This window comes from Chitinophaga vietnamensis (assembly GCF_902167635.1).
GTDB lineage: Bacteria > Bacteroidota > Bacteroidia > Chitinophagales > Chitinophagaceae > Chitinophaga > Chitinophaga vietnamensis.
In genome coordinates this window covers 157,931-184,337 of sequence record NZ_CABHMS010000001.1, presented here as the reverse complement: position 1 = coordinate 184,337, position 26,407 = coordinate 157,931, and the positions used below count along the sequence as shown (strand labels likewise).

Annotated in this window: 24 protein-coding genes; 8 read left to right on the top strand and 16 right to left on the bottom strand. The window is 48.3% G+C overall.

Annotated elements, in window-relative coordinates; genetic code table 11:
• The first annotated feature begins 6 nt into the window (after nt 1-6).
• From galE to FPG75_RS00750, 5 genes are all read left to right on the top strand, one after another.
• Nucleotides 7-1,035 (top strand): UDP-glucose 4-epimerase GalE, encoded by a 1,029-nt coding sequence (gene galE / locus FPG75_RS00770; RefSeq protein ID WP_143304588.1) that lies wholly within the window; start codon nt 7-9, stop codon nt 1,033-1,035.
• Nucleotides 1,036-1,088: 53 nt separating this feature from the next.
• Complete coding sequence (locus tag FPG75_RS00765; RefSeq protein ID WP_143304587.1) at nt 1,089-2,051, top strand: transketolase family protein; 963 nt, start codon at nt 1,089-1,091, stop codon at nt 2,049-2,051.
• Between the two features lie 132 nt (nt 2,052-2,183).
• Nucleotides 2,184-2,735 (top strand): RNA polymerase sigma factor, encoded by a 552-nt coding sequence (locus tag FPG75_RS00760; RefSeq protein WP_143304586.1) that lies wholly within the window; start codon nt 2,184-2,186, stop codon nt 2,733-2,735.
• Nucleotides 2,736-2,838: 103 nt separating this feature from the next.
• The gene (locus FPG75_RS00755) at nt 2,839-3,558 is read left to right on the top strand and encodes a hypothetical protein (RefSeq protein WP_143304585.1); all 720 of its coding nucleotides are present in this window, start codon (nt 2,839-2,841) and stop codon (nt 3,556-3,558) included.
• A gap of 3 nt (nt 3,559-3,561) precedes the next feature.
• Complete coding sequence (locus FPG75_RS00750) at nt 3,562-4,047, top strand: hypothetical protein (protein ID WP_143304584.1); 486 nt, start codon at nt 3,562-3,564, stop codon at nt 4,045-4,047.
• A 91-nt stretch (nt 4,048-4,138) separates the two neighbouring features.
• On the opposite strand, the gene FPG75_RS00745 is transcribed toward FPG75_RS00750, so the two are convergent.
• The 9 genes from FPG75_RS00745 to purD all read right to left on the bottom strand — a co-directional run bounded on the left by FPG75_RS00745 (nt 4,139) and on the right by purD (nt 13,578).
• On the bottom strand, nt 4,139-4,492 hold the full coding sequence (locus tag FPG75_RS00745) for a nuclear transport factor 2 family protein (protein WP_143304583.1): 354 nt from the start codon (nt 4,490-4,492) through the stop codon (nt 4,139-4,141).
• A gap of 52 nt (nt 4,493-4,544) precedes the next feature.
• Entirely contained in the window at nt 4,545-5,375 is an 831-nt protein-coding gene (locus tag FPG75_RS00740) for a helix-turn-helix domain-containing protein (RefSeq protein ID WP_143304582.1), read from the bottom strand.
• A 12-nt stretch (nt 5,376-5,387) separates the two neighbouring features.
• Entirely contained in the window at nt 5,388-6,134 is a 747-nt protein-coding gene (locus FPG75_RS00735; protein WP_201747861.1) for an MBL fold metallo-hydrolase, read from the bottom strand.
• A 16-nt stretch (nt 6,135-6,150) separates the two neighbouring features.
• Entirely contained in the window at nt 6,151-7,437 is a 1,287-nt protein-coding gene (gene rodA, locus FPG75_RS00730) for a rod shape-determining protein RodA (RefSeq protein WP_143304581.1), read from the bottom strand.
• 36 nt (nt 7,438-7,473) lie between these two features.
• Entirely contained in the window at nt 7,474-9,402 is a 1,929-nt protein-coding gene (gene mrdA, locus FPG75_RS00725) for a penicillin-binding protein 2 (protein ID WP_143304580.1), read from the bottom strand.
• Nucleotides 9,403-9,462: 60 nt separating this feature from the next.
• Nucleotides 9,463-9,972 carry a rod shape-determining protein MreD gene (locus FPG75_RS00720; RefSeq protein ID WP_143304579.1) on the bottom strand — a complete coding sequence of 170 codons (510 nt, stop codon included), beginning with the start codon at nt 9,970-9,972 and terminating at the stop codon, nt 9,463-9,465.
• Entirely contained in the window at nt 9,969-10,856 is an 888-nt protein-coding gene (gene mreC, locus FPG75_RS00715) for a rod shape-determining protein MreC (protein ID WP_161596619.1), read from the bottom strand. The genes FPG75_RS00720 and mreC overlap by 4 nt, the downstream gene beginning before the upstream one ends.
• Nucleotides 10,857-10,957: 101 nt before the next feature.
• A complete protein-coding gene (locus FPG75_RS00710) occupies nt 10,958-11,980 on the bottom strand; it encodes a rod shape-determining protein (RefSeq protein ID WP_073078293.1) in 1,023 nt (340 codons plus the stop codon).
• A gap of 314 nt (nt 11,981-12,294) precedes the next feature.
• Nucleotides 12,295-13,578, bottom strand: coding sequence for a phosphoribosylamine--glycine ligase (purD, locus tag FPG75_RS00705; RefSeq protein WP_143304577.1), 1,284 nt, complete (start codon nt 13,576-13,578; stop codon nt 12,295-12,297).
• Between the two features lie 159 nt (nt 13,579-13,737).
• Between purD and FPG75_RS00700 the strand changes: the two genes are divergently transcribed.
• The 3 genes from FPG75_RS00700 to FPG75_RS00690 all read left to right on the top strand — a co-directional run bounded on the left by FPG75_RS00700 (nt 13,738) and on the right by FPG75_RS00690 (nt 18,283).
• Complete coding sequence (locus FPG75_RS00700; protein WP_143304576.1) at nt 13,738-15,447, top strand: peptide MFS transporter; 1,710 nt, start codon at nt 13,738-13,740, stop codon at nt 15,445-15,447.
• A 100-nt stretch (nt 15,448-15,547) separates the two neighbouring features.
• Nucleotides 15,548-17,590 carry an OPT family oligopeptide transporter gene (locus FPG75_RS00695; protein WP_143304575.1) on the top strand — a complete coding sequence of 681 codons (2,043 nt, stop codon included), beginning with the start codon at nt 15,548-15,550 and terminating at the stop codon, nt 17,588-17,590.
• A gap of 171 nt (nt 17,591-17,761) precedes the next feature.
• The gene (locus FPG75_RS00690) at nt 17,762-18,283 is read left to right on the top strand and encodes a hypothetical protein (RefSeq protein ID WP_143304574.1); all 522 of its coding nucleotides are present in this window, start codon (nt 17,762-17,764) and stop codon (nt 18,281-18,283) included.
• 56 nt (nt 18,284-18,339) lie between these two features.
• On the opposite strand, the gene FPG75_RS25910 is transcribed toward FPG75_RS00690, so the two are convergent.
• The 7 genes from FPG75_RS25910 to FPG75_RS00660 all read right to left on the bottom strand — a co-directional run bounded on the left by FPG75_RS25910 (nt 18,340) and on the right by FPG75_RS00660 (nt 26,374).
• Nucleotides 18,340-18,477, bottom strand: a complete 138-nt coding sequence (locus FPG75_RS25910; protein WP_161596618.1) for a hypothetical protein — start codon at nt 18,475-18,477, stop codon at nt 18,340-18,342.
• Nucleotides 18,478-18,646: 169 nt separating this feature from the next.
• The gene (locus tag FPG75_RS00685; protein WP_143304573.1) at nt 18,647-19,090 is read right to left on the bottom strand and encodes a hypothetical protein; all 444 of its coding nucleotides are present in this window, start codon (nt 19,088-19,090) and stop codon (nt 18,647-18,649) included.
• 6 nt (nt 19,091-19,096) lie between these two features.
• Nucleotides 19,097-21,295, bottom strand: a complete 2,199-nt coding sequence (locus FPG75_RS00680) for a peptidase domain-containing ABC transporter (RefSeq protein ID WP_143304572.1) — start codon at nt 21,293-21,295, stop codon at nt 19,097-19,099.
• Complete coding sequence (locus tag FPG75_RS00675; RefSeq protein WP_143304571.1) at nt 21,288-22,130, bottom strand: hypothetical protein; 843 nt, start codon at nt 22,128-22,130, stop codon at nt 21,288-21,290. Before FPG75_RS00675 ends, FPG75_RS00680 begins: the two co-directional genes overlap by 8 nt.
• 320 nt (nt 22,131-22,450) lie before the next feature.
• Complete coding sequence (locus FPG75_RS00670) at nt 22,451-23,458, bottom strand: MvdC/MvdD family ATP grasp protein (RefSeq protein WP_143304570.1); 1,008 nt, start codon at nt 23,456-23,458, stop codon at nt 22,451-22,453.
• Nucleotides 23,459-23,520: 62 nt separating this feature from the next.
• Nucleotides 23,521-23,721, bottom strand: coding sequence for a hypothetical protein (locus FPG75_RS00665; protein ID WP_143304569.1), 201 nt, complete (start codon nt 23,719-23,721; stop codon nt 23,521-23,523).
• 196 nt (nt 23,722-23,917) lie between these two features.
• Nucleotides 23,918-26,374, bottom strand: a complete 2,457-nt coding sequence (locus tag FPG75_RS00660) for an outer membrane beta-barrel protein (RefSeq protein WP_143304568.1) — start codon at nt 26,372-26,374, stop codon at nt 23,918-23,920.
• Between the last annotated feature and the right edge of the window lie 33 nt (nt 26,375-26,407).

Below are 26,407 nucleotides of genomic sequence, written 5' to 3'. Positions count from 1 at the left end.
GTCATCATGAAGGTTCTTGTTACCGGTGGTTGTGGCTATATTGGCGCCCATACTATTGTAGATCTTATCAATCATGGATTTGATGTAGTGTCTGTTGACAGCAATATCAGGAGCACTCCCCAGCTGCTGGAAGGAGTGGAAAAAATTACCGGGAAAAAAGTGCGTAACTACAAGGTAGACCTTTGCAATCTGGAAGATACCCATGCTGTATTCCACGAAAACAGGGATATCGTTGGCGTGATCCACTTTGCGGCACTGAAAACCGTTCCGGAATCTGTTGCTGATCCTTTACTGTATTTTCACAATAACCTTACTTCTCTCATCAACGTATTAAAATGCATCAAGGAATTTAATATCCCCAACCTGGTGTTCTCTTCTTCCTGCTCTGTGTATGGTAATACCAAAGACTTACCGGTGATTGAAGAAACCCCGCTGGGCGAAGCACAATCGCCTTATGCCCGTACTAAACAGATGGGTGAACAGATGATACAGGATTACAGCCATGTGAACAATACCCAATCCATTATCCTGCGTTATTTCAATCCGGTTGGCGCGCATCCGTCTGCACTGATCGGCGAACTGCCGCTGGGCAAACCGGATAACCTCGTACCTGTGATCACTCAAACCGCTATCGGTAAAATCCCCAAGATGACCGTTTTCGGCGCTGATTACGATACCCGCGATGGCTCCTGCGTGCGCGACTACATTCATGTAATGGATATCGCCAACGCACATACGAAAGCATTACAATACCTGATCGAACACAAAAATGCCAGCAACTGCGAGATATTCAACCTCGGCACCGGCAATGGCGTAACCGTACTGGAAGCGATCAAGGCATTTGAAAAAATATCCGGCGTAAAACTCAACTACGTAATGGGTCCCCGCCGTCCCGGAGATGTGATCTCCATCTACGCCAACAACTCACGCGCCAAGGAAAAGCTGGGCTGGATACCTGAGATCAGTATCGAAGACTCCATGCGCACCGCCTGGCAGTGGGAAGTAAGCCTCCGCAACAAAGTGCTGAGCAATTAGTATCATCGCTTTAAATGTGTACATTTACGCTTCAATTTTAAAATAAGACCGCTATGGTAAAAGATATTCAACCGCTGAATGAAAAAGAGACCCGCGCCGGATTTGGTGAAGGTATCCTGGAAGTGGGCCGCAAAAACCCCAATGTAGTTGCGCTCACCGCCGATCTGCTCGGCTCAATGAAACTGAATGCATTTATTAAAGAATTTCCTGACCGCTTTGTACAGGTAGGTATCGCAGAGGCCAACATGATGGGCATCGCTGCTGGTATGACTATCGGCGGAAAGATCCCATATGCTACCACTTTTGCCAACTTCGCTACCGGAAGGGTGTACGACCAGATCCGTCAGTCTATCGCCTACTCCGGCAAGAATGTAAAAATATGCGCTTCCCACGCAGGCCTTACCCTCGGGGAAGATGGCGCTACCCACCAGATACTGGAAGATATCGGCATGATGAAAATGCTGCCCGGTATGACCGTGATCGTGCCTTGTGATTTTAACCAGACCAAAGCCGCTACCATGGCCATCGCCGATCATGAAGGCCCGGTATACCTGCGCTTTGGCCGTCCGAAATGGCCTAATTTCACACCTGAAAACCAGGTATTCGAAATTGGCAAGGCACAGGTGCTGAATGAAGGTACTGATATCACCCTCTTCGCTTGCGGCCACCTCGTATGGATCGCTGTACAGGCCGGCAAGATACTCGAAGAAAAAGGCTACAGCGTAGAGCTGATCAACATCCACACCATCAAACCCCTGGATGAAGCAGCCGTGATCAAATCTCTCAGCAAAACCGGCTGCGCCGTAACAGCTGAAGAACACAATGTACTTGGTGGCCTGGGCGACAGCATCGCACAGGTAGCGGCCCGCCACGTGCCCGTTCCCATCGAATACGTTGGCACCAACGATACCTTCGGTGAAAGCGGCAAACCGCTGGAGCTCCTCACCAAATACGGTCTGGATGCGGACCATATCGTAGCCGCTGCAGAAAAAGCGATACAACGCAAAAAGAAATAATTACGAATTACGAATTAAGAATTACGGCCCACCTGGTAGGATTACCGGGTGGGCCGTAATTCTTAATTCGTAATTCGTAATTTTAAACCTTTCCGCTTTACTTATATCTAACCCTGCAGAACCATTTAACCTATGGCCGTTTCACAGGACGATAAAGAATTACTGGCACTATACCGCCTTCCTGAAAGCAGGGAGCAAGGCTTTACGCTGATCATACGCAAGTACCAGGAAAGACTTTACTGGCATATACGGCGGCTGGTGATCGATCATGAAGATGCCAATGATGTATTGCAGAATGTATTCATTAAGGTATGGAAAAACCTGGAAGGCTTCCGGGAAGACGCCCAGCTCTATACCTGGCTCTACAAGATCGCTACCAACGAATGCCTCACCTTTCTGGAACAACAGAAACGCAAGCAGTCGGTATCCCTTTCAGACGTGGAGTCGGGCCTGAGCAACAAGCTCAAAGCCGATACTCAGTTCGATCCCAACAAGCTGGAATGGAAGCTGCAAAAGGCCATCCTGATGCTACCCGAAAAGCAGCGCATCGTATTTAACCTGCGCTATTATGACGAGATGCCATACGAAGAAATGAGCAGGGTACTCGAAACATCAGAAGGCGCGTTGAAAGCCTCTTACCATCATGCCGTTAAAAAAATTGAAGAGTTTATTAAAAACGGTTGATATATTAGAAAAGATATTAAACACATCGAGCTTTAAATAAACTTAGTAAAAGATTAAAATCTCATTAAACTATTGATAAACGCTGTGGTCTAAGAAAAAGTTTATGAAACAAAGGACTAACATAGCAGAGGAATTACAGCAGATCGCCCCCGGCGTCAAATGGCCTGTGGAAGCGCCTTTCAAGGTACCGGCAGGGTATTTTGAGCAGCTCCCGGCGGCCATTCTCGCTAAAGTGGAGGCGGAAAACCAGCTTCCTTCCTTTGTTTTCGCTGATGCTCCTTTTTCCACCCCCACAGGATATTTTGAACAGTTGCCCGCCCTGATCATGGAAAAGATCAGGCAGGAAGCCGTTGACCCGGTACAGGAAGAACTGAAGGAAATAGCCCCCTTCCTGGCAGCCATGCCACGCCAGACGCCCTTTTCCGTACCCCAGGATTATTTTGGAAACCTGCCGTTGCCAGCACCTACGCCCGTCATCCCTTTACACCAGGCCCAACGCCGCCGCTTAACCGGCGCCTGGATGAAATGGGCCGTAGCCGCCTGCCTGACCGCCTTCCTCGGCACCAGCGCACTGGTTTTCCTCGAAAACCGCCACGGCAACGAAATGGAAGCCCAGCTAAACACCCTGAGCAACCAGGACATTGTGAATTATCTACAAACCCATACAGATGCTTTTGATAACGAAACGATTTTTGCACAGGCAGCCCAAACCAATGCTGCACCGGTAATCCAGAGCCAACTCAATGAAGAGCTGTCGCCGGAAGCCATTGAACAATACCTGAAGCAAACCGAGTTCTCAAAAGAGGTGTTACCTAATCAGTGATACATGAAACGTTACAGTATTATATGGATCATAACCGTTTTGATGTTGGCCGGAGGACAATACGTCCACGCCCAGCAACCCAACGATGATGCCGCAGAAAAGATAAAAGCGCTCCAGGTGGCGTACCTCGCCAAATCCCTGGACCTGACTCCGGACGAAGCACAAAAGTTCTGGCCCGTTTACAATAGCTATACCCGTGAAGTGGAGCAACTCATCACCGAAAGGCGCATGAGCAAACAGCAAGATAAAACAGGTATGAACTCAGATGAAGTAGCCCGTAAAAAAATGGACGATGAACTGGGCTACGAAAAAAGAATGCTCGACATCAAATCCCGCTACACCAACGAATTCCAGCGCGTACTGCCTCCCCGCAAAGCCGGCAACGTATTCAAAAGCGAAAGGGAATTCCGTAATATCATGATCAATCATCTCAATAACCAGCGTGTCAACAGGATAGGCCGGGAAGGGATGATGAGAGGCAAACATTAAATATTTGAGGATTTTTTGATTGACGGATTTCTTGATTTGTGGCGAATTTGAAATCGGCTATAAATCAAGAAATCCGTCAATCAAAAAATCCTCAAATATTTTTATAGTGAGCCCTTACCTCTTTTACCAGTCCCTGCTCATTCAGCACCATCAACTCCGTACTGAGCCTGTTGCCCACACTTTTGTAATACAGCACTACTGAATCCACGCCTTCCAATATGTGATACAGCTCAAAATGCAGATCCGGATAGGCAACGAGCGCCTTGCTGAAATAGGCTTCCAGCGCCGCTTTTCCACGGAGACAGCCAGACGGATCGTTATTGATCTTCATAATGAACGGAGAATAGAACACGATATCATCTGCATAGTGAGAGAGTATTTCGGGGAGATTATGCGTGTTCCAGGCATGTACCCAGGCGAGGCCAAAGGATTGTTTTGTTTCCATCTTTTTTACACAAAATTAGGCGCTATACCCGGCAGTTTATTTGCCAGGAAGATCAATTTTCGCCCTGCCGCCATTGCGCGGGCGTAAGCTGGTAACAACGCCGGAACTGGCGATAAAAGTGAGTAAGATCCTCAAAACCGCTGCTATAGGCCACTTCAGGGATGCTCATGGTAGTGGTGCGCAAGAGGAAACCCGCCCTTTGCAAACGACGTTCCCATATCCACTGCATAGGACTGCACTGATAAAGCTCGCGGAAACGCCGCTTCAGCGTGGCCGTGCTCATATGCCCGCCTGCCGCCACTTCTTCCAGGCGCCGTACTTTGTGCAGACCGGTACGCAAGGTTTCCATTACACCGGTAATAGGATGCTTCACGGATTTGGCCAACATGCCCATCAGGTAACTGTGCGGCGACAATAATGCACAGGCTTGTGATAGCACCGCTTCTTGATCAGGCGGTGCCACATCTTGCCGGAACTGTTGCAGCAGCTGGCTCGCAAACCCGCGCCAGCCGGCATTTACAGGCAATGTTACCAAAGCCTTCGGCGCCGATAAAAATGATGTTTTCGTTTCAGCCAGCATGTCATCGGGGATAACGAGATTGATGCTGCTGAAATCCTGTGAGGGTCGCAATATCTCTGAACATACGAAAGTACCTGCGGGTATTACCAGCACATCGCCGGCCTGAATTTCACACACCTGACGACCATCGTACATGCGTTTCTGTCCGCGCAGCACCAGGTTCAACACCGTATGCGGCAGGTATAGTTCATGTGCGGCTTGTTGTTGATAACGGCTGAAAGCAGCCCACTGGCGGCCATCCCGGCTCCAGGTGCTGATATGGCATTGCCCTTTCAGCGAGAAATTATCATACAAAGCGTACATGGTATACGTACATCAGAATTTGATTACAGGTTCTTTGGTATCGTGATAGAAAAGGAAGTTCCAGCCCTCGCGCTGACCGCGCTCCATGAACTCCTGGCGGAGCTCCATACTGCGCTTGCCATCATAATCATACTTCGCTACAAAACGGCTCTTCATCTGCGACAGCTGCGGCGCCACATCTCCCCCAAAAAATACTTTGTCTGCACCATCATCTACCAGGAACACCTGGTGATACGGACAATGCCCGCCTGTTACTTCGTAATGGATATAATCATCGATGGTACCATTGCCGGTAGTGAATACCACATTATCGCGCTGGGTGAGGAGAACAATATCTTCTGAATGATAGGATTTGCCTGCATGCTCCATGGCATACAACATTTCCTCATTATTCACATAGTAGGTGGCATTGGGGAAAGTAAGGGTACGCTCGCCGGTGATCGGATCTTCAGCAGATACGCCACCAGAGTGGTCTTTATGCAAGTGGCTCATCAGCACTTTGGTGATCTCCATAGGATTGATGCCATGATCGATCAGGTGCTGGTGTATCTGTAATACGCCGTCTTTGTTACGGAAGCCGAGGCCGGTATCAAAGAGGATAAAATCGCGGTCTGTGATCACCAGGAAGGGTTGTATCTCCACGAGCAAAGAGCCGTGGGGCCTGTCTTGCAGGTTATCGGCGCCGATATGGAACGGCGTGAATTTCTTGGTCCCGTCTACTGTAAATGAACCTTCTGATAATGGAATAATACGTGCCATTATGCAAAGATAACTGTTAGCGCAACACCATCTGCCTGTCGGCATCCAGGCGGAGCATAATGAAGATGAGCATGGTGAATGAGATCATGGAAGAGCCGCCATAGCTCATCAGTGGCAGCGGGATACCGATCACCGGCGCCAAGCCGATGGTCATAGACACATTGATGGCCAGGTGGAAAAAGATAATGCTGGCTACCCCATATGCATACACGCGGGTGAAGGTCGATCGCTGTCGCTCCGCCACAAAGATGATCCGGAAGAGCAGGGCCACATAAAGGCCGAGGAAGATCACACTGCCGAAGAAGCCGAAATCTTCACCAATGGTACAGAAGATGAAGTCGGTACTTTGCTCTGGCACAAAGTCGTAACGGGTTTGGGTGCCTTTGAGGTAACCCTTTCCCCAGAAGCCACCAGAGCCGATCGCGATCATACTCTGACGGGTATTGTAAGTAGCTTTAGGATCATTTTCTTTACCGAGCATCACCTCGATACGGCGCACCTGGTAATCTTTCAGCACTTTGGTGAATGCGAAAGGTACTACGGCCATTACGAACACGGAGCAGAATGCGTATATCGCCAGTATGAGCGCGAGCCGCGATCGCTTCCGCTTGATCTCCCGCCGGCTGAAATAGATGACCAGCGCGGTGATGGCTGTGAAGATGCCCAATAACACATATTTATCTACCAGTAATGCAGATAGCACCAGCACGATGCCGGAAAAGGCGATCACCAGCAATACGCCGGGCAGGCCTTCCCTGTACATAACGAGGAAGAAAGAAAAATATACCAGTGCCAGGCCTGTTTCAGATTGCAGGATGATGATACCGGCAGGTATCAAGGCGATGGCGGCGGCGATCAACCGCGATCGCAGTTTGGTGAAGTCTGTTTCCTGAGAGGATAGATACTTGGCCAAAGCCAGGTTGGTACACAGTTTCGTGAGTTCTGCCGGCTGGAATTGGAAGCCGCCGATCACGAGCCAGGAGTGCGATCCTTTAACATCTTTACCGATACCCAATACCAATAGCAATAGCAGCAGGCCGCCCGCATATAACAGGTTGGCCGTGGCGGTGAACACCTTGCTGTCCATTAACCAGATGACGGAAGCCAGTACCAGCGATATACCGAACCACATCATCTGCCTCGCGAAGTTCTTGTTGAGGTGGATGATATTTTGCCAAACGTTGTCATCTCCGCGGTATTCCGCAGCAAAAATAGACAAGATGCCTATGATCGCCAATGCCAGGTACAGCCCCACGATTGGCCAGTCGATCCCTTGTGTCAGTTTGGCTTGCGAGCGGTTCATTATTGGTTTCTCGGTTTATACGTTTATTGGTAATTGTTATGGTCTTTTATGAATAGCGCTGCCGTTCAGTGAATCCAGTTTGGATTTAGCCCTCATTGCTTCGGGGATAGTAACTGTTTCCATCACTGTTTTCAGCAAAGGCTGGCGTTTGCTGGAGATAGAATCCTTCAGGAATTGTTCTATCATCAAGCTGGCGATGGGAGCGGCGTATTTGGCGCCGAAGCCGGAGTTTTCCACAATAACGGAGATGGCTATACGTGGTTTTTCTGCCGGAGCGAAGGCCACGAACAATGCGTGGTTCTGCAATTTAGTGCGTTTGCCGTTCACAATACCATAGTTTTCTGCCGTACCGGTTTTACCGCCGATGGTGATCCCTTCGATCTGGGCCACGCGGCCGGTACCGCTTTCCACCACATCTGTCATACCGTGGATCACCGCGCTGTAAGCCGTATCGGAGATATTGGCCACCACGTGTTTTTCCTTGTATTTGGCGAGCAGGCGGGTATCGTCGTTATCGATGCTTTGTACGAAGTGCGGGATATAATAGGAACCGCGGTTAGACACGATACACATGGCATTGGCCATTTGCAGCGGCGTAAGCAGCAGTTCCCCCTGGCCGATGCCGAGGAACACGGAGGTACAGGAGTTCCAGCTGCCTTTGTATCTCACATCATAATATTTTTTATCGGGCACGAGGCCTTTTGCTTCGGATGGGATATCCACGCCTACGCGGTGTCCGAAGCCGAAGTTGTTCATATAGTCGGCCCACTTCTGCATGCCGCCTACCCGGATGCCGCCGAATTTGGCAGCATCCACGCTGAGGCGGTATACGTGGGAGAAGTAAGAGTTACAGGAGTGCGACAATGCGAGGCGCAGGTTGGCGGCGTGGCCGGCATCGTGGTGCTCGCATTTGATAGGCCTGCTACAGCCGTAGTAGGCGCCACCGCAGGGATAGCCGAAGCTCGGCGTGATCACGCCTTCATCCAGTCCTACCAGCGCGATCATCGGCTTGAAGGTAGATCCTGGCGGATAGGTAGCCTGCATCGCGCGGTTGAAGAGCGGTTTGGTGGTATCTACATATAATTTGCTGAAGTTGGCACTGCGGTAAGAACCGGTGAGCAGGTTGGGATCGAAGCTGGGGCCGCTCACCATGCAGAGGATACCGCCGGTTTGCGGGTCGATGGCCACGATGCTGCCTATCTTTCCTTTCATCAGTTTCTCGCCGAGCATTTGCAGGTCGATGTCCAGTGAGAGTCGCAGGTTTTTACCTGCGATGGCAGCACTGTCGAACTCGCCGTTCTCATAAGGTCCTTGCGGCCTGTTGAGGTTATCTTTCACGAGATACTGGATACCGCGCTGGCCCATCAGCACTTGCTCGTAGGTCTTTTCCAGGCCGGTCATACCGAGGTAGTCGCCGGAGTTATAGGAGAAGTAGGCCGAGTCTTTGAGCATGGTGGGCGATATTTCCGCGATATACCCGAGGATGTTGGCGGCTGCGGCATAAGGATAGGAGCGGATCTGGCGGGGCACGAGTTCAAACCCGGGCTGGAAAAGGTACATGCTTTCCTGCAATTGTCCGAACACTTCTGCCGGCAGCAATGCGGAGAAAACGGATTGTCTTACCGGTCCGTTCTTTCTCACAGCATCTGCCATCTTCTTGAGAAATTCTTCTTTATCTATTTTAAGAATATTACAGAGATAGGCGGTATCGATATTTTTTACGCTGCGGGGTGTTACCACGAGGTCGTACAGTACGTCGTTGCCGAGGATGCTGCGGCCTTTGCGGTCGTAGATGATGCCACGGCTGGGGTATATGACTTTCCTCAGCACGGCATTGGCATCCGCGAGCTTGGCATATTTCTTCTCTACGATCTGCAGAAAGAATAACCTGGAAACGATGATGATCACCATCCCAAGTATAATCAACTGAATTACTCTTCTCCTGGGCTGATTATATACAGACATGCTATTGAGGACGGATATATTTTAATTTACAAACCTACAAGAAAAAGCGCAAAGCAGGCATTACTTCTTCGAGAAGAAAAGTAATTCATACAATACGATCAGAAACAGGCTGGCGGCCGTTGACAGGATGATCTTGAGCAGCAGGTAAAGCGGGTTGGCAAAGCCGAATACTTCGAGTATGAAGTAAACGGTATGATGCAGAAATACCAGTATAGCTGCATAGATCAGGAACTGCGACACGCCCATGCTGGTCATGGAAGGTGTTTTTTGTGTGGTTTCGAAGCCTCCTTGCGGCGAGAGGATGTTGATCACAAAAGGCCGGAGGTAAGCGATGAATACGCAGGCCGCGGCGTGCATACCCATGGTGTTCATGAACATATCGAGCGACAGGCCCGTGAGCAGGCCCAGTAGCATGAGTACGGGGCGAGGCAGGTTAAACGGGAGCGCCAGGATGAACAGCATGTAGAGATATGGGCTTATCAGCTGGTGGATCAGGATCTCGTTGAGCACGAATACCTGTATCAGCAGCAGGAGCACGAAGCGGATGATATTTCTTAATAAGATACTCATTTAATCAGCTTATACGTCGAGTCTTCCAATCGTTGTTGTTCATCTTTCAGCAGGTTCTCAATCACATATACATATTGCAGGTTGAAGAAGTTGGTAGCCAGTTTCAACCGGATATTGAGTGAGGTGCTGGATTTATCGCTAACGGTCACTTTATCTACGTAACCGATCGGAATATTTTCCGGGAAGAGGGCGGAGAATCCGCTGGTGACCACGGTATCGCCTTTGATTACTTTGGCGCTGCGCGGGATATCACGGAGGGTGGCATAGGCCGGGTCATCGCCATCCCAGTGTACGGAGCCCATTTCTTTTCCTTGTCCGAGGCGGGCACTGATAGATACCGAGTTGGATTTGGAGAGCATGGAGAGGATCACCGAGTAGTTTTCGCTGACGCTTCTCACCACGCCTACTACGCCGCTGGGGCTGATCACGCCCATGTTGGGGCGTATGCCTTGCAGGCTGCCGCGGTGGATGGTGATATAGTTCATCGGCTTGTTGAGTGAGTTGTTGATCACTTTGGCCTCAAAGTATTGATAGCGGCGGATTTCGGTGGATGTCACCTTGCGGGCGGTATCATCGCTGTATCTGCGGATGGTATCTACTTTCACGCCGTTCCTGGTAACCATGCTATCGAAGCTGGTACGGAGCGCGTTATGCAGGCGTGTATTTTCTGCGACGAGACTGTCGTTGGTAGCTTTCAGGTGAAAGTAGTATTGTACGTTGTTATACTTGTCGTAGAGTTTTCCGCTGACGTTGTTGGCGGAGTTAAGATAAGCGGTACGCTGGTAGTTATTATTCTGGAAAACCAGCACAATACAAATCACTTCCAGCAGCAGAAATAAGAAGAAGTTGAAATATCGCCTTAAGAAAATGATCAGGTTTCGCACAAGCGCGGCATGATTTAAAATTTTTAGATTTTCGGATTTATTGATTTACGGATTTAAATCCCTAAATCCGTAAATCAACAAATCCGAAAATCAAAATAGGTTTATTGCATCAGGAACGGATATTTACCTACATGCTTGAGGGCGATGCCAGTACCTCTTACCACGGCGCGCAGCGGGTCGTCCGCTACATGTACGGGCAGTTTGATCTTTTGGGCAAGGCGTTTGTCGAGACCGCGGAGCAAGGCGCCGCCGCCGGTCAGGTACAGTCCTCTGCGGTAGATATCCGATGCCAGTTCCGGCGGCGTTGTTTCCAGCGCTTTCAGGATGGCTTCCTCGATTTTAAAGATGGATTTATCCAGTGCTTCCGCGATCTCCTGGTAGGATACCATGATCTGTTTCGGAATACCGGTTACCAGGTCACGGCCATTTACCGGGATATCATCTGGCGGGTTGTCGAGTTCTTTCAGGGCAGAACCGATGTGTATCTTGATCTGTTCGGCGGTTCTTTCACCGATCAGCAAGCTATGGTAGCGGCGGAGCGCTTCCATGATATCGGCGGTAAATTCATCGCCGGCGATACGGATACTCTGGTCGCACACGATACCAGCGAGGGCGATCACGGAAATACCGGTAGTACCGCCTCCGATGTCGATGATCATGTTACCCACCGGCTCTTCCACGTCGATGCCGATACCGAGGGCAGCGGCCATAGGTTCGTGAATGAGGTAAACTTCTTTGGCCCCGGCTTGTTCAGCGGAATCGCGAACGGCTCTCTTTTCCACTTCCGTGATGCTGGACGGGATACAGATCACCATCCTCCAGCTCGGAGCGAACAATGGCTTTTTGGGGTAAATCATTTTTATCAGCTCCCTGATCATGCCTTCAGCGGCGTTGAAATCCGCTATCACGCCATCTTTCAGGGGGCGTATCGTACGAAGATATTCATGCGTTTTTTCGTGCATCATCATGGCTTTCTTACCTACCGCCACGATCTTGCCGCTAGCCCGTTCTATCGCTACAATGGAAGGCTCGTCCACAACCACCTGGTCATTATGTATTATCAGCGTGTTCGCTGTACCTAAATCAATCGCGATTTCCTGCGTTAAAAAATTAAAAAATCCCATTGTTGATACGGTCAAAAATTAGAATGCAAAAATGAATAATTCCAACGAATATACGATGCAAAAAAAGGATATTCCTGCAATAATACGGCTAAATATTAAAAAAAGTTATTTGTTATACAAACGGCATCGTAACTGCTCTCTTCATGTTCCGACCAGATCAACGGATTTAATCCGTTTTAATTGTTCCTGACTAAAAAATAACGCCTTACCAATTCCGCTTTTTCAATTGTCCTGTACCAGTCCCCCCTACTGTTATTTGGTTATTTGGTTATTTCGGGATTTTTTGATTTGATCCAATCAATAAATCAAGAAATTCACACATTCCTAAATTCATATCCAATGTCTCTGCGATAGGTTTTCCCTTCGAAGGAGATCTTTTCTGCGGTTTGGGCGGAATGCGCCAATGCCAGCTGAAGGCTGGTTGCCAGTGATGTAATGGCCAGTACGCGGCCTCCGTTGGTAAGCACTTTATCTCCATCCTGGCGGGTGCCGGCATGGAACACGATCTGATCACGGGTAGGAGCAGGAATGTTGCTGATCTCCTTGTTCTTCTCATATGCTTCCGGGTATCCTTTGGATACCAGCATAACGGTGGCGGCTGCACGCTGATCCACAGATATGGTTTGAGATGCCAACTGGCCTTCACTTACGGCTGTAAACAGCTCCAGCAGGTCGTTTTGAAGGCGGGGCAATACCACTTCGGTTTCGGGGTCGCCCATCCTGCAATTGTATTCTATCACGAAAGGCTCTCCTTCCACATTAATCAGGCCAAAAAAGATGAACCCGTTATAAACGATCTTCTCTGCCGCCAAACCTTCTACAGTAGGGCGTATGACCTGGTCTTCCACTTTTTTCATGAAGGCCGCATCGGCAAAAGGCACAGGAGATACGGCTCCCATACCGCCGGTGTTGAGACCTTTATCCCCTTCGCCAATGCGCTTGTAGTCTTTGGCTTCGGGTAATATTTTATAGGTACGTCCGTCGGTGATCACAAACACAGACAGCTCAATACCGGTGAGGAATTGCTCTATCACAACGGTTTTGCTGGCGTCGCCGAATTTGGCGTCCTGTATCATCTGAGTAAACTCGGTGATGGCTTCTTCGTGGGAAGCGGCAATCACCACGCCTTTGCCGGCGGCCAGTCCATCGGCTTTGAGCACGATCGGTAAGGAATGCTGTTTAATATAATCAATACCGGCATCGAAGTTATCCTTGTTAAACTCCTGGTAAGCTGCCGTGGGAATGCGATTGCGCTGCATGAACAATTTAGCGAAGGCCTTGCTGCCTTCCAGCTGGGCGGCATATTGCGAAGGCCCCATTACCGGAATATGTTGCAGGGCTTTGTCGTTACGAAAAAAGTCGTATATTCCGTTTACGAGCGCTTCTTCTGATCCCGGTACCACTAATGTGACAGCGTTTTCCAGGCAAAAGGCCTTGATCTTTTCAAACTCGCTCACGCCCATGTTCACATTCTGGCCACACTGGGCAGTTCCGGCGTTACCGGGTGCGATAAACAGTTGACCACAAAGCGGGCTTTGAGACATTTTCAGGGCCAGTGCATGCTCCCGGCCACCACTTCCAAGTAATAAAATGTTCATATGAATAAATACAGTGCGAAGAAAGTGCAAAGAAAGTACAATAAAGTCCAAAAAATGAGCATTTATACCATTTTTTTAAAGAGATAACCGAATTTCTTTAACTTGCCAGTTTTAGAATTAACTGAACCTTAAAACAATCTTGCTAAAAACTAACCATCTATGATGCAAACTGCTGTTGCACAGGAGCCTGTAATTGCCTCGCAGAAGGGGCATCCCAAAGGGCTCGCGGTCTTATTTGCCACGGAAATGTGGGAACGGTTTAACTTTTATGGGATGAGGGCGTTGCTGACGCTCTTCCTGGTGAATGCACTGCAATTCTCTGAAGCAGATTCTTCTTATGCCTATGGTGGATTTCTTGGCCTTTGTTACCTTACCCCTATGCTCGGCGGTTATATCGCCGACCGTTACCTCGGTAACCGGAATTGTATCTTATTAGGTGGCTTTGTAATGGGTACCGGACAATTACTGATGGTACTCAGCGCCACGCTCTACGCCACGAATGTGGAAACCGCCAAACTCATTATGTGGACTGCCTTGCTCGTTCTTATCTTCGGTAACGGCTTCTTCAAACCCAACATCTCTTCTATGGTGGGCCAGCTGTATCCCAAGAACGACGGCCGTCTTGACTCTGCTTTCACCATCTTTTACATGGGCATTAACATGGGCGCCTTCCTCGGGATGCTCGTATGCCCTATCCTCGGCGACGTTAAGGTAGAAGGGGTGAGAATGGTCAGCGCCTTCAAATGGGGCTTCCTCGCTGCGAGCCTGGCCATGTTCCTCGGTACCATCCTGTTTTTCTTCCTGAAAGACAAATACGTGGTAACGCCTGAAGGAAAAGCGATCGGCGCCAAACCTACCTTCAACGCCAACAACCAGCATCCGTCCGGCGAGGCCGACAAAGCCAAATTCACGCCCGGCGCCATCGCTGGCGTAAGCGTGCTGCTGGTAGTGCTCTTCCTCGGTATCCACTACGTTTCCATCGATCCTAACCCGATCAAATCCTGGATCTATCCCTTCATCTATGCTACCGGTATTAGCCTCGCTGTGCTGATCCTCACCGACAAATCTATCACCAAGGTAGAAAGACAAAGGATCATCGTGCTGTACTTCGTGGCATTTTTTGTGATCTTCTTCTGGGCGTGCTTTGAGCAGGCTGGTTCTTCACTGACCTTCATCGCGGATAACCAGACCGACCGCCGGCTGCTGGGATGGGATATGCCACCGAGCTTCATCCAGAACGCCAACTCTATCTTCATCATCGTATTTGCCTTGCCATTCAGCTGGCTGTGGCTCAAATTGCAGAAACGCAACCTGGAGCCCATCTCTCCGATGAAACAATCTATCGGCCTGGCTTTGCTGGCATTCGGTTTCTTCATCATCGCATTGCAGGTAAAAGGCCTGGGCATGAGCGAGAAACTGGGCGTAGGCTGGCTGATCCTGATGTATCTCTTCCACACGCTGGGTGAATTGTGCTTGTCGCCGATCGGTTTATCGCTCGTAGCCAAACTGGCGCCACACCGCTTCTCTTCCCTGCTGATGGGCGTATGGTTCCTCGCCAACGCTGCCGGTTATGCGCTGGCAGGCACGCTGGGCGCATTGTTACCGCCTACGCCTGACAAGTTCAAACTGGCTGCCGACAATGGCATCAATCTCCAGGGCATCCTGGATGGCACCATCAGCGCTACCGCCGACCAACTCAACAAGTTGCATGAACTGAAACTGGCTGCTCATTATCCTACGTTCGCAGGCTATACCATCCACAACCTCTTTGAGTTCTTCATGGTGTTTGTGATCCTGCCAGGAGCCGCAGCAGTACTGCTTTTCTTAATGACGCCGTTCCTGAAAAAATGGATGCACGGTGTTAAATAATTACAGATTCAAATGAAGGAAAGCCCTTCAGGCGCGCAAATCGCTTGAAGGGCTTTTCGTTTAAATTCGTAATTTATCATTTGATTATACGCTACCACATATGTCTGACAACAACTTCAAACCCTTTGTTGCGCCGGGCGTGACAATGAAAGAATTTACCCTCAAATCCATTTTACTGGGTTGCGTTTTCGGGATCATCTTTGGCGCAGCCACGGTGTATCTCGCACTGAAAGCGGGTCTTACGGTATCGGCCTCTATCCCTATCGCCGTGATTGCCATTACACTTGGCAGAAAATTTTTCAAGACCTCCATCCTGGAGAATAACATTATCCAGACCACCGGCTCCGCGGGCGAGTCCATTGCGGCGGGCGTGGTATTCACATTGCCGGGATTCCTCTTTCTGAGCGATGGCGGCGGAGCGCAGTTCTTCAATTATATCACCATCCTTACGCTGGCCATCTTCGGTGGCGTGCTTGGCACCTTGATGATGATACCGCTACGTCGTTCACTGATCGTAAAAGAACATGGTACGCTGCCTTACCCCGAAGGCACCGCCTGCGGCGATGTGCTCATCGCCGGCGAAAAGGGCGGCGACTTCGCCAAGACCGCTTTCTATGGACTGGGCTTCGCTTTCGTATATGCCATCCTGCAAAAAGTGTTGCATGTGATCGCCGAAACGCCCGGCTATATGACTCAACAAGCCAACCGCTTCTTTCCATCTGCAAAGATCAGCGCCGATATCACACCGGAGTACATGGGTGTGGGTTATATCATCGGTCCGCGTATTGCGGGTGTGCTGGTGGCCGGCGGCGTGATCTCCTGGCTGGCGCTCATCCCGCTGCTGGCATCCTTGCTGCCCGGCGATGTGATCGCCACACAGCTGGTGAAGATCGGCTATCTCGCCAACCTGCAAACGCCCGGTGGACAAGGCGGTTGGGACCCGGTAACCCATACCTTCCAGGATTATGCTTCAGCAGTATATTACGCCTATGTGCGTCAGATCGGCGCAGGCGCCGTAGCCGCAGGCGGTTTCATCACGCTGCTGAAAACCATTCCTACTATCATCGCTTCTTTCAAAGGCAGCATCAGTGCTGTGAAAGGCAGTAGTGACGCCGCTTCCGGCGAACAAACGCCCCGTACAGAACGCGACCTCAATCTGAAAATAGTATTGTTCGGCAGTATCGCACTGGTATTGCTGATGGCTTTTCTGCCACAACTGCCCGGCGACTCTATCGGCAAGAAACTGCTGGTAGGCTTGCTGGTGGTGGTTTTTGGCGCCTTCTTCGTAACAGTGTCCAGCCGTATTGTAGGGCTGATCGGTTCTTCCAACAACCCGATCTCCGGTATGACCATCGCCACGCTGATGGGCACCTGCCTGGTGTTCATCGCGGTTGGATGGACCGGCAAAGTATATGAGCCGATGGCGTTGGTAGTGGGCGGTATGATCTGTATCGCGGCGGCCAATGCCGGCGGCACTTCGCAGGATCTGAAATCGGGCTACATCGTAGGCGCTACGCCGATGTACCAGCAGCTGGCCTTGTTCATCGGCGCGATCGTTTCTTCTGTTGTGATCGGTCTTACGGTGAAATTCCTCGACAAGCCTACGGCCGATATGATTGCTCATGGCGTGAAAGACCATGCTATTGGCACGGCTTATTATCCTGCGCCACAGGGTACGCTCATGGCTACACTGGCCAAAGGTATTTTGTCGTTCAACCTCGACTGGCAATTTGTGCTGGTGGGCGTTTTCCTGGCCATTACGATGGAGCTGTGCGGTGTAAACTCCCTGTCGTTTGCCGTGGGCGCATACCTGCCTTTATCAACCACACTACCGATCTTTATTGGTGGCGCGATCCGCGGAGTAGTAGATCGTCAGCACAAGAAAAATAAAGTGGAGCTCAGGCCAGAAGAAGAGGAACTGGGTAAAGGTAATTTATTTGCTACCGGACTGGTTGCCGGCGGCGCAGTGGCTGGTGTGATCATCGCTATACTCGCAGGCTTCGACTGGTCGGCCGCTATACTCTCTAAAGTGAATAGTGAAAGTGCGCTTACCCATGCATTGGGTACGGGCGGCTACTTCTCTTTAGGCGTACTTTTCTTTGCATTCATGGGCTGGTGTCTCTACCGAACCGCAAGGAAATAATGTGAGAATTTTTTGATTTACGGATTTTTTGATTTACGGATTTACGGATTTGTGGCGGTTTTCAGGTTCGCCATAAATTCATAAATCCGTAAATCCATAAATTCTTACATCAAAAAATTCTTACATCAAAAAATATTAGTCTTATTTTTATCGGATATATCAATAATACCTATGCGCATACTTGCAACCGCCTTACTCGGAGCCACCATGCTGATGGGCATATCCTGCGGAAAGGATAATGACAACAACGATAGTCGCAGCAGAAGATTCATCTCTTTCAAGCTCGATAATCGCATTTATCTTTCAGAGAATCCAAAAGCGGTGATCTATCTGCCCAATCTTACAGACAATGACCCTACCAATGATTATCCTAGAATGGAGATCACGGGGCAGAGTTATACGGGAGATGTGATCACTTTTACACTAGCCACAGATGCGATGCCTTTCAAACCAGGCGCCTATCCTGTTACGCAGAAGGGCAATAGCATGAGCGTGTTGCTCAATGGTTCGTTTCCGCAACAGCTGGGCAGTGATCCTGCATCCGGCGGTTTCGGTATCAATCTTACCGATGTGAATAATATGACGGTGGAGGGAAATTTCTCCGGCACTTTGTACGACAAGAGCGGTGCGGGTGGGCCGAGAGCCGTAACAGACGGCGCTTTCAGGGCGGTGGTAACACAGGTAAGCCAATAAGATATTACACAAAAGGGACGCCGTTGGCGTCCCTTTGTCGTAGTACGTTAGCGCTGTTAGCAATCAGTCAGCACAGAGCACCAGAAAGTGCGGGGTGGAATAGTGGCTTTCTCTGCTTTTTTCTGTCCGGATTCAGTAAGTCTGGCGATTTTCATTTTACGAACGTCGAGTTTTTTTGCGATTTTCTTTTTCATAAAACGGGTTTTACTAAAGAAGCATGATTGCCTACTCTTTTCTACAGGTTTTCGGCGGCCCCTATGTTTAGCGATAAATAAGCAGATCGTTGGAATGCACTATTGGCAAGTAGTTCGGGTTATTAATAAAAAGAGTGATCTGAAGATACAAAAAATATATTTACCATGTTCAAAACTCCAACAATTTATGCCACAACTTTTTTCCACCGACAGAGATGAGACCGGTTCCGCCGACACCGTCATTTAATGTGCTGACATGTCCTGTCAGCAAGGCTTTCACAAGTACCCTGCCATTCATTTCTGCAGTGGTATCTGCATAGAAAATATTGGCTTTCAATGGCACATCCGTCGTATTCAGTGTGACAGTCATTAGCTGACCTGTATATAGTTGCCGCGCCTGTATCGCAGGCAAATACATCTGTACAACGGTACTATCGTTGGTATTGTGTACTGTTAGCGCGGTTTTGACGGCTTGCGGATAGGGTATGGTGCGCAGCAGTATATACAGTACAAGCAACAGTACAAAGAAAAGCAAGGTATTGGTACGCGGCAACCAGCGTGGTGTGCTGGCTAGTATCTGTGTTACTTCTTGGCTATTTATGTCGTGGCTCATATTTGATCAGGCGCCAAGTTCCAGTTGGTTTTTCACCAGCGTATAGTAGGCGGCTTTTTTTTGTGTGAGAGATAAATGAGTACCTTGTTCTATGATCCGGCCTTTATCGAGCACTACGATATTATCTGCATCTTTCACGGTACTGAGGCGATGCGCTACGATAATTACGGTTCTGCCTTTGAAAAAATCGTTCAGGTGATGCATGATCACTCTTTCGTTATTAGCATCGAGTGCATTGGTGGCTTCATCAAACAGGATAAAGGCGGGATTTTTGTAGATAGCGCGCGCGATGAGGATGCGTTGTTTCTGGCCCTGGCTAATGCCGTGCCCTTCGCTGCCAATTACGGTATTAAGACCTAACGGCAGTGTGTTTACAAACTCTTCCAGGTTAGCCATTGCCAGTGCGTGTTGCAATTTGGCGAGGTCCGGTTCATCATCGCCCACTGCGATGTTCCTGCTGATGGTATCGGAAAAGATAAAACCATCCTGCATCACCACTCCACATTGCCGCCTCCAAACTTTGTGGCTGATTCCCGAGAGGCTTTCATCACCGAGCCTGATATCTCCATTCTCCAGGTCGTAAAATTTCAACAATAATTTGAGCAGCGTTGTTTTGCCGCTGCCACTCATACCTACGATGGCGGTCACCTTCCCGAAAGGTATGTCCAACTGTACCTCCTGCAATACCAGCGGGTTGCCGGCGCCCGGATACCGGAAAGACACCTGCTCCAGTCTGATAGCTGGTTGTGGTGGCAACTCCTGCAGCAGATTCGCTTCCTGTGGTTCCTCATCTTTGATCAGGTGCACTTCGTTCAGCCGTTCCATGCTGATACGGGCATCTTGCGAAAACTGTATAAATTGCACCAGCTGATCAATAGGACCATTCAATTGTCCGATAATATACTGAATAGCCAGCATCACCCCCAGTGTCATATGGCCATTGATTACACTGGCAGCTGCAACAAAGGTGATGAGGATATTTTTTCCTTCATTGATAAAGAAGGCACCCACATGCTGGTACTGACCCAAAGCAAGGCTTTTGATATTAATGTTGAATAAATTGGCCTGCAAGTGTTCCCATTCCCATCGTTTCTGTTTTTCACAATCGTTCAGTTTTATTTCGTGCATGCCATATACCAGCTGTATAATCTTACTCTGGTTCTGCGCGGCAATACCAAATTTCTCATAGTCAATGACGCGACGACGATTCAGGAAAAGTTTGACCCATAAGAGATAAAGGGTACTACCGATGAGGAAAATAAAAAATATTTTCAGGTTGTAAACCGCCAGCAGTATACTAAATACAACGAGGTTCAGTACAGAGAAAAGAATGCTCAATGAAGAAGAAGTCAGGAAGTTCTCGATCCGGTTATGATCGTTCATCCGCTGCATAATATCGCCTGTCATTTTAGTATCAAAGTATAGCAGTGGCAGCTTCATCATCTTCACGAGGAAATCGCTCAGAATGCTCACATTGATCCTGGCACTGATATGCAGCAGTATCCAGCTACGTACAAATTCCACGCTGGTTTTCCCGGCCAGTAGTACCAGTTGCCCGATGAGTATGAGGGTAATGAAGTGCAGGTTCTCTTGTCGGATACCTATATCCACGATGCTTTGCGTGAGAAGAGGAAATATCAGTTGGATGAGTGTGCCCACGATGAGACCGAGAAACAGCTGGATGATCAGTCGACGGTAAGGACGCAGGTAAGCGATGATCCGTCGTAAACCAATGCCACTAGCGATTTCATCGGGGCGATCAAAAAAATCGCTGGTGGGTTGCAGCAGCAGTGCGATGCCGGCGCTGCTACCGTTGTTTCCGATACTCACCCAATGTTTGATAAAGTTAGCGTGGGTATAACGTGCACGCCCTCTGCCAGGATCAGCGATGTATACATATTTCGAGGTGATGCGATAGAGCACTACAAAATGATTTTGATTCCAATGCACAACGCAGGGCAGTGGCGCTTCCTGTAACCGGTCGAAAGACAATGGCGCACCTAGTGTCTGGAACCCCATCTTCCCGGCGGCATTTGTCAGGCCAAGCAAGTTAACACCTTCCTTGCTGAAGTGACTATATTGCCGCAACGTTTGCAGGCTCACACGCCTGCCATAGTGCTGCGCTATCATGCGCAGACATGCGGGACCGCAATCCATCGCATCCATCTGCCGGAAGAATGGAAATGGTTTAAATAATTTACGCATGTTTGATACTGTAATAGTGATCATCAATTTTCTCCAGCTCATGAGTATTCATCCAGATGTAGCGGAATGGCGAATCCATTACTTCCAGTATGCGGTCATTATTAGCATGCCATAACTCCTGAAATGCAGGGTCATCAGCCACTTCTGCGATCCTTCGCTCAGCGGCATTTCCAAAGCTTCTTGTATGGCTGGTACAGTTCTTTATCTCTCCTCTATCATCTATACAAACCTTTCTGTTATAATATGGATTGAACTGCTGCGCTTCACAGAAGAACTGTACGCTCATCACATATTCATCGCGGCCGATATGCTGAAAGGCCTTGCTGTTATTGAGCAGCTGCGGCGTAGAGAAGATGCAGTTCTGAATATGTTTTATTTTCCGTGGCGTACCATATAATACGATGTGGTTGATCTTTTTAAACTGCCGGGAAAACTGCTTCAATGCTGTTACGGTACCATAGCCACTACCGTATGGGATCAGCAGGTCGATTGTGCGAAACTGCGTACCAACAACCGTTTCCATCAAGTGCTGTAACCACTGCAGTGGCAGCGCGGTAAAACAACGTAGCTCTATATGTTTGCAGCGTAGCTCATCCAGCTGTTGCAGGACATCAGCGTAATCCAGGCGGGCAGGATCGCTGATCTCGATTACAGCGGTCAATATTTTTTCTGCCCGGCGCCAATGAAGATCCAGTACACCATAACGTTCGGGATGCCTGGTGAATGTACCTGCCTTCTTTTCTTCAAGGGCTTGCAGGAACCTGCGTATATTATTTTTTGTATCACCATAGATAGTTTCCAATTCAGCAATACTGGAATGTTTGAATTCCGTCAAAGCTTCGCAGAGAAATTGCGGTATTTCTATATATCCCCGATTCTGCAAATCGCAGATAATGGCAGCATGTTTCCCCATTACCGGAATACAATAACTGTATAAAGAAAAATATTCGGGTTGCATATCAAAAGAAATTAGACTGAATAAATTTTGATACAGGCTTGTAACAGGCTTCCAGGTGATATCCCAGGCTACGATGACGTTGACTGAAGGATATCTTGTTCAGGTTTTCGATACCTGTGTCTGCATCATTTGGAAGCCTGCGCAAAAATCGGTAATACAATGGGAACGAATGCATATGCTTCTTTGGCAGGATGCTATTATCGAAACTGATCTTCTTTTTTTTCTTTTTCATGAGGACGATCATTTTTAACAAGCCATTCGGCTATCTTTTCATCGATCTGATAATTATTATGTGTGGCATATCCCATAAACTGCCCAACAGGATTCACTTCCAGGAAAGTGATATGCCCGTCTTCTGTTTCCAGCATATCAATGGAAGCGGTATTAAGGCCCAACACATTCATGAGGCGTTGCAGTTTAGCGATAATATCTTCCGGCAAGCAATAAGCGATCATGTTGATGCGGCTCACCTGGTAGCTTACGCTCAACTTGATATCAGTAGTGCCGGAGTGAATAATAGCGGTGGGATAGAATTGTCCGTCGAGATAAAAGATGCGTAGTTCATATTTACCTTTCACGTACGACTGAAATTGCGACAGGAAGAATTGATCTTCCAATGCATCAATGAATCCGCTGGTGATCTTCTCCGTAAAACTTTTATAGTTATCGCCATTATCACTGATAAATACATAGGGGTCCGATACAGGTTTCGTAATGATGCCACCCTGGTGTTTTTCGTAGAATGCACGCAACCTAGCCTTGCTGTTGGTAACGAGCGTATCGGGCACAGTAAGGCCCACTTGTTTTGCCAGTTTAAGCGTATGTAATTTATTATGTGACTGGTTCTGGAAAGGATCGGAAAGCCATTTTTTATGTCGCAATAACTTGAATAGATAATAGCTTACCTGTGTGGCTTCTTCACGTGATTCTATAATAGCCTGGCGATGATATTTGTCAACAGCGCGGGTGATCGTATTGCGGTAGTCATACCATCTTCTATACCATACCACGTGGATATCGGGCAGGTACAATTTTTTCCCAGCCAGTTCTATCGTATTATCATCACTCAAACTGAAGTCGTTAATGGCCGTCTGCTGGGTCATGTCTTCACTGTTGATACGGTAGAAGTCTGCTTTCTTTTCTATCAGCCAGTCGATCACATAATCGGTTGTAGGCTCATATTGATTGGTGATGATCAGGATCATATCGATTTTTTTTTAGGGAGAAGATGAGCCCCGTACCATGCGGGTATGGGGCTCTGGAAGTATTAAGCAGCCAATGTGGAAGTAGCTGCATCGGCAGTGTCAGTATCACTGGTTACTGAGCAGTTGCGGCCGCTATCAGAATCATTGGAGTCTGAACACATTTCATCAATAGAGGCAGTACCGCCATTGATCAGTTTCAGTTCTTCAGCAGAAAATGCTTTTACATCGCTAAAGCTTTCCAGGGAGAATTTGTTCTTTTTCATTTTAATAGATTTTGTGATTAATAAAAAGCCTGTTTACTACAGGTGTTGCAATTGATGTCTATGCAGTTAAGAGGTCGGCATAGTAGACCCGGGAGCAGTCCGTAGGCCTCCAGACTGCGCCAAAAAGGTGACAGGCGTAAAATGCGGGCGCATTTACGCTGGGTAAATCAGTTTCAGAAAAAATGGTGCTTTATTGCTATCTGATAGTTCTGTCCTGTTCCGATTTTATTCGGTTCTGCTCATCTTCAATTCCTGTTTTTCGTTGGCGATTGTTCTTTACTTTCAGGTTACCAAATGAATAAATAAATCCTGCCTTTATTCTACGGGCATCATCTGTGTCTTGTGTATGACTGACAATACTGTTATAGGTCGCATCTCCTTTGCGTGTAAATCCTATCGGGATATCTTCATAAGTAATAAATGTGTTCAGTTTTTTTTCGATAAATGCTTTTCGTATAGTCAATTCCGTAGCCAGATTACCATTGATGTACAACTGATTGTAGCGTGTAGGTGAAAACCAGTAGAGTCCTGCATCCAGGGTAATGCCCCGGGGCAAGGTGAAGGTATTGGATGTTGATATCCTCACGGTCAGATTACCTTTGCTGATATCAGGAAATTGTGTATGATCATACTTTACATATTGCAGGTAGAATCCTTGTATATTGTTAGTCATCTCCCACCATTTTGTAATATTAAAAGGAAGGTAAACTGTAGCGCTATATATATTGCTTTCATTCAGGTTATCGTAGGTCATCTTGGAGATATTGCCTTGCTGTTCGAACAATTGCGTAATACCATGCAGTGTTTTAGAGAACCCGATCGTAAAGTTGAATTGTTGCTTAAACAGATACGAAAAATAGCTGCTATAGGAGATGCTGGGCCTCAGTTCCGGATTTCCTTGATAGTAAGTATAGCGATCATAATACTGTATCACCGGGTTCATCACAAAGTAAGACGGGCGGAACGTTCCTTTGCGGAACGACAAGGAAAACTGGTTGCGCGGATCTTTCCTGTATACCACACTGAGGCTGGGGAAAAGCCCGGTGAGGTTAATATCCAGCTGACTGTGTGTATCCCGGAACCTGACAGTAGCGTTGGTCTGTTCCAGCCGGAGCCCTCCCTGCACATCCCACCTGGTCCAGGATTTACTGAAGGTAACATAAGCGGCATTAATATATTCTTTGTAGCTGGCATCTGTTGAGCGCGCAGTATCTCTGATGATACTGCCACCTTGTAATGTATCGAACAAAACAAGATTATCGGCGCGCGCGTAGGAAGACTTAACGCCAGCATCAAGTTTTATTTTGTGCGCCATACGCTGTATATAATCAAGCCGGAAACTGGCAACGTCTGTAGTGGAAGTTTGCCGGCTTTGCAGCAATAGCCAGTCCGACACCGGCTCGTGTTGGTCATTCCATTGCTGTTGTGCATAAGTATATCCCGGCAGGTTGTGATTACGGCCTCCATTGACATCTATATTCAATTCCTTGCGGGAGGAATCAAATTTTCCATTGTAGTTCACATTCACAAAGGTGTTACTGATATAATTGTTAGCCGTAGTTTGCTGGTAGAAAATATTCCGTTTCAACGCATCGGCTGCGCTACTCCAGGCGTCGTTTTCGGCGGGTCTCAACGTGAGGTTGCTGCCACTGAAATTGGCAACAACACCGATGGTTTGCCTGGCATTCAACTGGAAGTCGACGCCTGCACGAGCCATGTTATTAAGATAACGTTTATGCGATACCGATGTCATATCGATATAGCTGTCGCTGTTTCCATTTTGGATCACCTGATTACTACTATTCTCCGAATACACATTACTGGATGTGAAGGTATAGGCGCCGTACAGGTTCCATTTCTTTCGGCGGTAATTGGTATTGATGCCTGCGCTGGCACGCGGATACCAACCTTGGTTCCAGGCGCCGTTGACAGCTCCGTTAAAACCTTCATTGACAGGGCGTTTCATGACGATATTGATCACACCTCCGCTACCAGCAGCATCATATTTCGCCGACGGACTGTTAATGATCTCTATCGACTTAATCTGCGCAGCCGGCAATTGTTTAATGTAAGCTGTTGCCTGATGTATATCCATAAACATACGGCGGCCATCTATCAACACCGTGATATCGGTTTTGCCGTTGAGCACAATATTATCACGAATAGTCATCAACCCGGGAGCTCTACCAAGAATTTCAAAAACAGTGCTACCGATAAGATTGGTGCGGTTTTCCACATTTAAGGTCACGTTATCACCTGTAAAAGACACCAGTGGTTTCTTGCTATTCACGGTTACCTCCTGGAGCAGGTGTGAGTCCTGTTGTAAAATAATGGTGGGAAGATGCACGTCGGTATTACCAACTGTAATGTCCCTGCCTTGATATTTTATATAGCCAAGATAAGCGACGGATATACGGTATTGGTTTGCCGGCATAGCTTTCAGCCGGAAATGTCCTTTGTCATCTGTAAAGACTCCATCTACGATGGTGGAGTCCTGCACACGAAATAGCTGTATTGCTGCGGCGACCACTGGCTGCTGGCGGCTATCTCTCACTTCTCCATAAATGGAAACAAGTGGGAGTGAGTCGGGCCGTGCCAAGGCAGTACCTTGTACAACAGGAATTGTGCAAACAGCAATCAGTGACAGCAACATAAGGGTGCTTGCTTGGGTATTATGGAATTACAG

Bases quoted from the DNA above. Each gene is read 5' to 3' on its own strand.
- galE (WP_143304588.1), top strand. From the start codon at position 7: ATGAAGGTTCTTGTTACCGGTGGTTGTGGCTATATTGGCGCCCATACT.
- FPG75_RS00765 (WP_143304587.1), top strand. From the start codon at position 1,089: ATGGTAAAAGATATTCAACCGCTGAATGAAAAAGAGACCCGCGCCGGA.
- FPG75_RS00760 (WP_143304586.1), top strand. From the start codon at position 2,184: ATGGCCGTTTCACAGGACGATAAAGAATTACTGGCACTATACCGCCTT.
- FPG75_RS00755 (WP_143304585.1), top strand. From the start codon at position 2,839: ATGAAACAAAGGACTAACATAGCAGAGGAATTACAGCAGATCGCCCCC.
- FPG75_RS00750 (WP_143304584.1), top strand. From the start codon at position 3,562: ATGAAACGTTACAGTATTATATGGATCATAACCGTTTTGATGTTGGCC.
- FPG75_RS00745 (WP_143304583.1), bottom strand. From the start codon at position 4,492: ATGGAAACAAAACAATCCTTTGGCCTCGCCTGGGTACATGCCTGGAAC.
- FPG75_RS00740 (WP_143304582.1), bottom strand. From the start codon at position 5,375: ATGTACGCTTTGTATGATAATTTCTCGCTGAAAGGGCAATGCCATATC.
- FPG75_RS00735 (WP_201747861.1), bottom strand. From the start codon at position 6,134: ATGGCACGTATTATTCCATTATCAGAAGGTTCATTTACAGTAGACGGG.
- rodA (WP_143304581.1), bottom strand. From the start codon at position 7,437: ATGAACCGCTCGCAAGCCAAACTGACACAAGGGATCGACTGGCCAATC.
- mrdA (WP_143304580.1), bottom strand. From the start codon at position 9,402: ATGTCTGTATATAATCAGCCCAGGAGAAGAGTAATTCAGTTGATTATA.
- FPG75_RS00720 (WP_143304579.1), bottom strand. From the start codon at position 9,972: ATGAGTATCTTATTAAGAAATATCATCCGCTTCGTGCTCCTGCTGCTG.
- FPG75_RS00710 (WP_073078293.1), bottom strand. From the start codon at position 11,980: ATGGGATTTTTTAATTTTTTAACGCAGGAAATCGCGATTGATTTAGGT.
- purD (WP_143304577.1), bottom strand. From the start codon at position 13,578: ATGAACATTTTATTACTTGGAAGTGGTGGCCGGGAGCATGCACTGGCC.
- FPG75_RS00700 (WP_143304576.1), top strand. From the start codon at position 13,738: ATGATGCAAACTGCTGTTGCACAGGAGCCTGTAATTGCCTCGCAGAAG.
- FPG75_RS00695 (WP_143304575.1), top strand. From the start codon at position 15,548: ATGTCTGACAACAACTTCAAACCCTTTGTTGCGCCGGGCGTGACAATG.
- FPG75_RS00690 (WP_143304574.1), top strand. From the start codon at position 17,762: ATGCGCATACTTGCAACCGCCTTACTCGGAGCCACCATGCTGATGGGC.
- FPG75_RS25910 (WP_161596618.1), bottom strand. From the start codon at position 18,477: ATGAAAAAGAAAATCGCAAAAAAACTCGACGTTCGTAAAATGAAAATC.
- FPG75_RS00685 (WP_143304573.1), bottom strand. From the start codon at position 19,090: ATGAGCCACGACATAAATAGCCAAGAAGTAACACAGATACTAGCCAGC.
- FPG75_RS00680 (WP_143304572.1), bottom strand. From the start codon at position 21,295: ATGCGTAAATTATTTAAACCATTTCCATTCTTCCGGCAGATGGATGCG.
- FPG75_RS00670 (WP_143304570.1), bottom strand. From the start codon at position 23,458: ATGATCCTGATCATCACCAATCAATATGAGCCTACAACCGATTATGTG.
- FPG75_RS00665 (WP_143304569.1), bottom strand. From the start codon at position 23,721: ATGAAAAAGAACAAATTCTCCCTGGAAAGCTTTAGCGATGTAAAAGCA.
- FPG75_RS00660 (WP_143304568.1), bottom strand. From the start codon at position 26,374: ATGTTGCTGTCACTGATTGCTGTTTGCACAATTCCTGTTGTACAAGGT.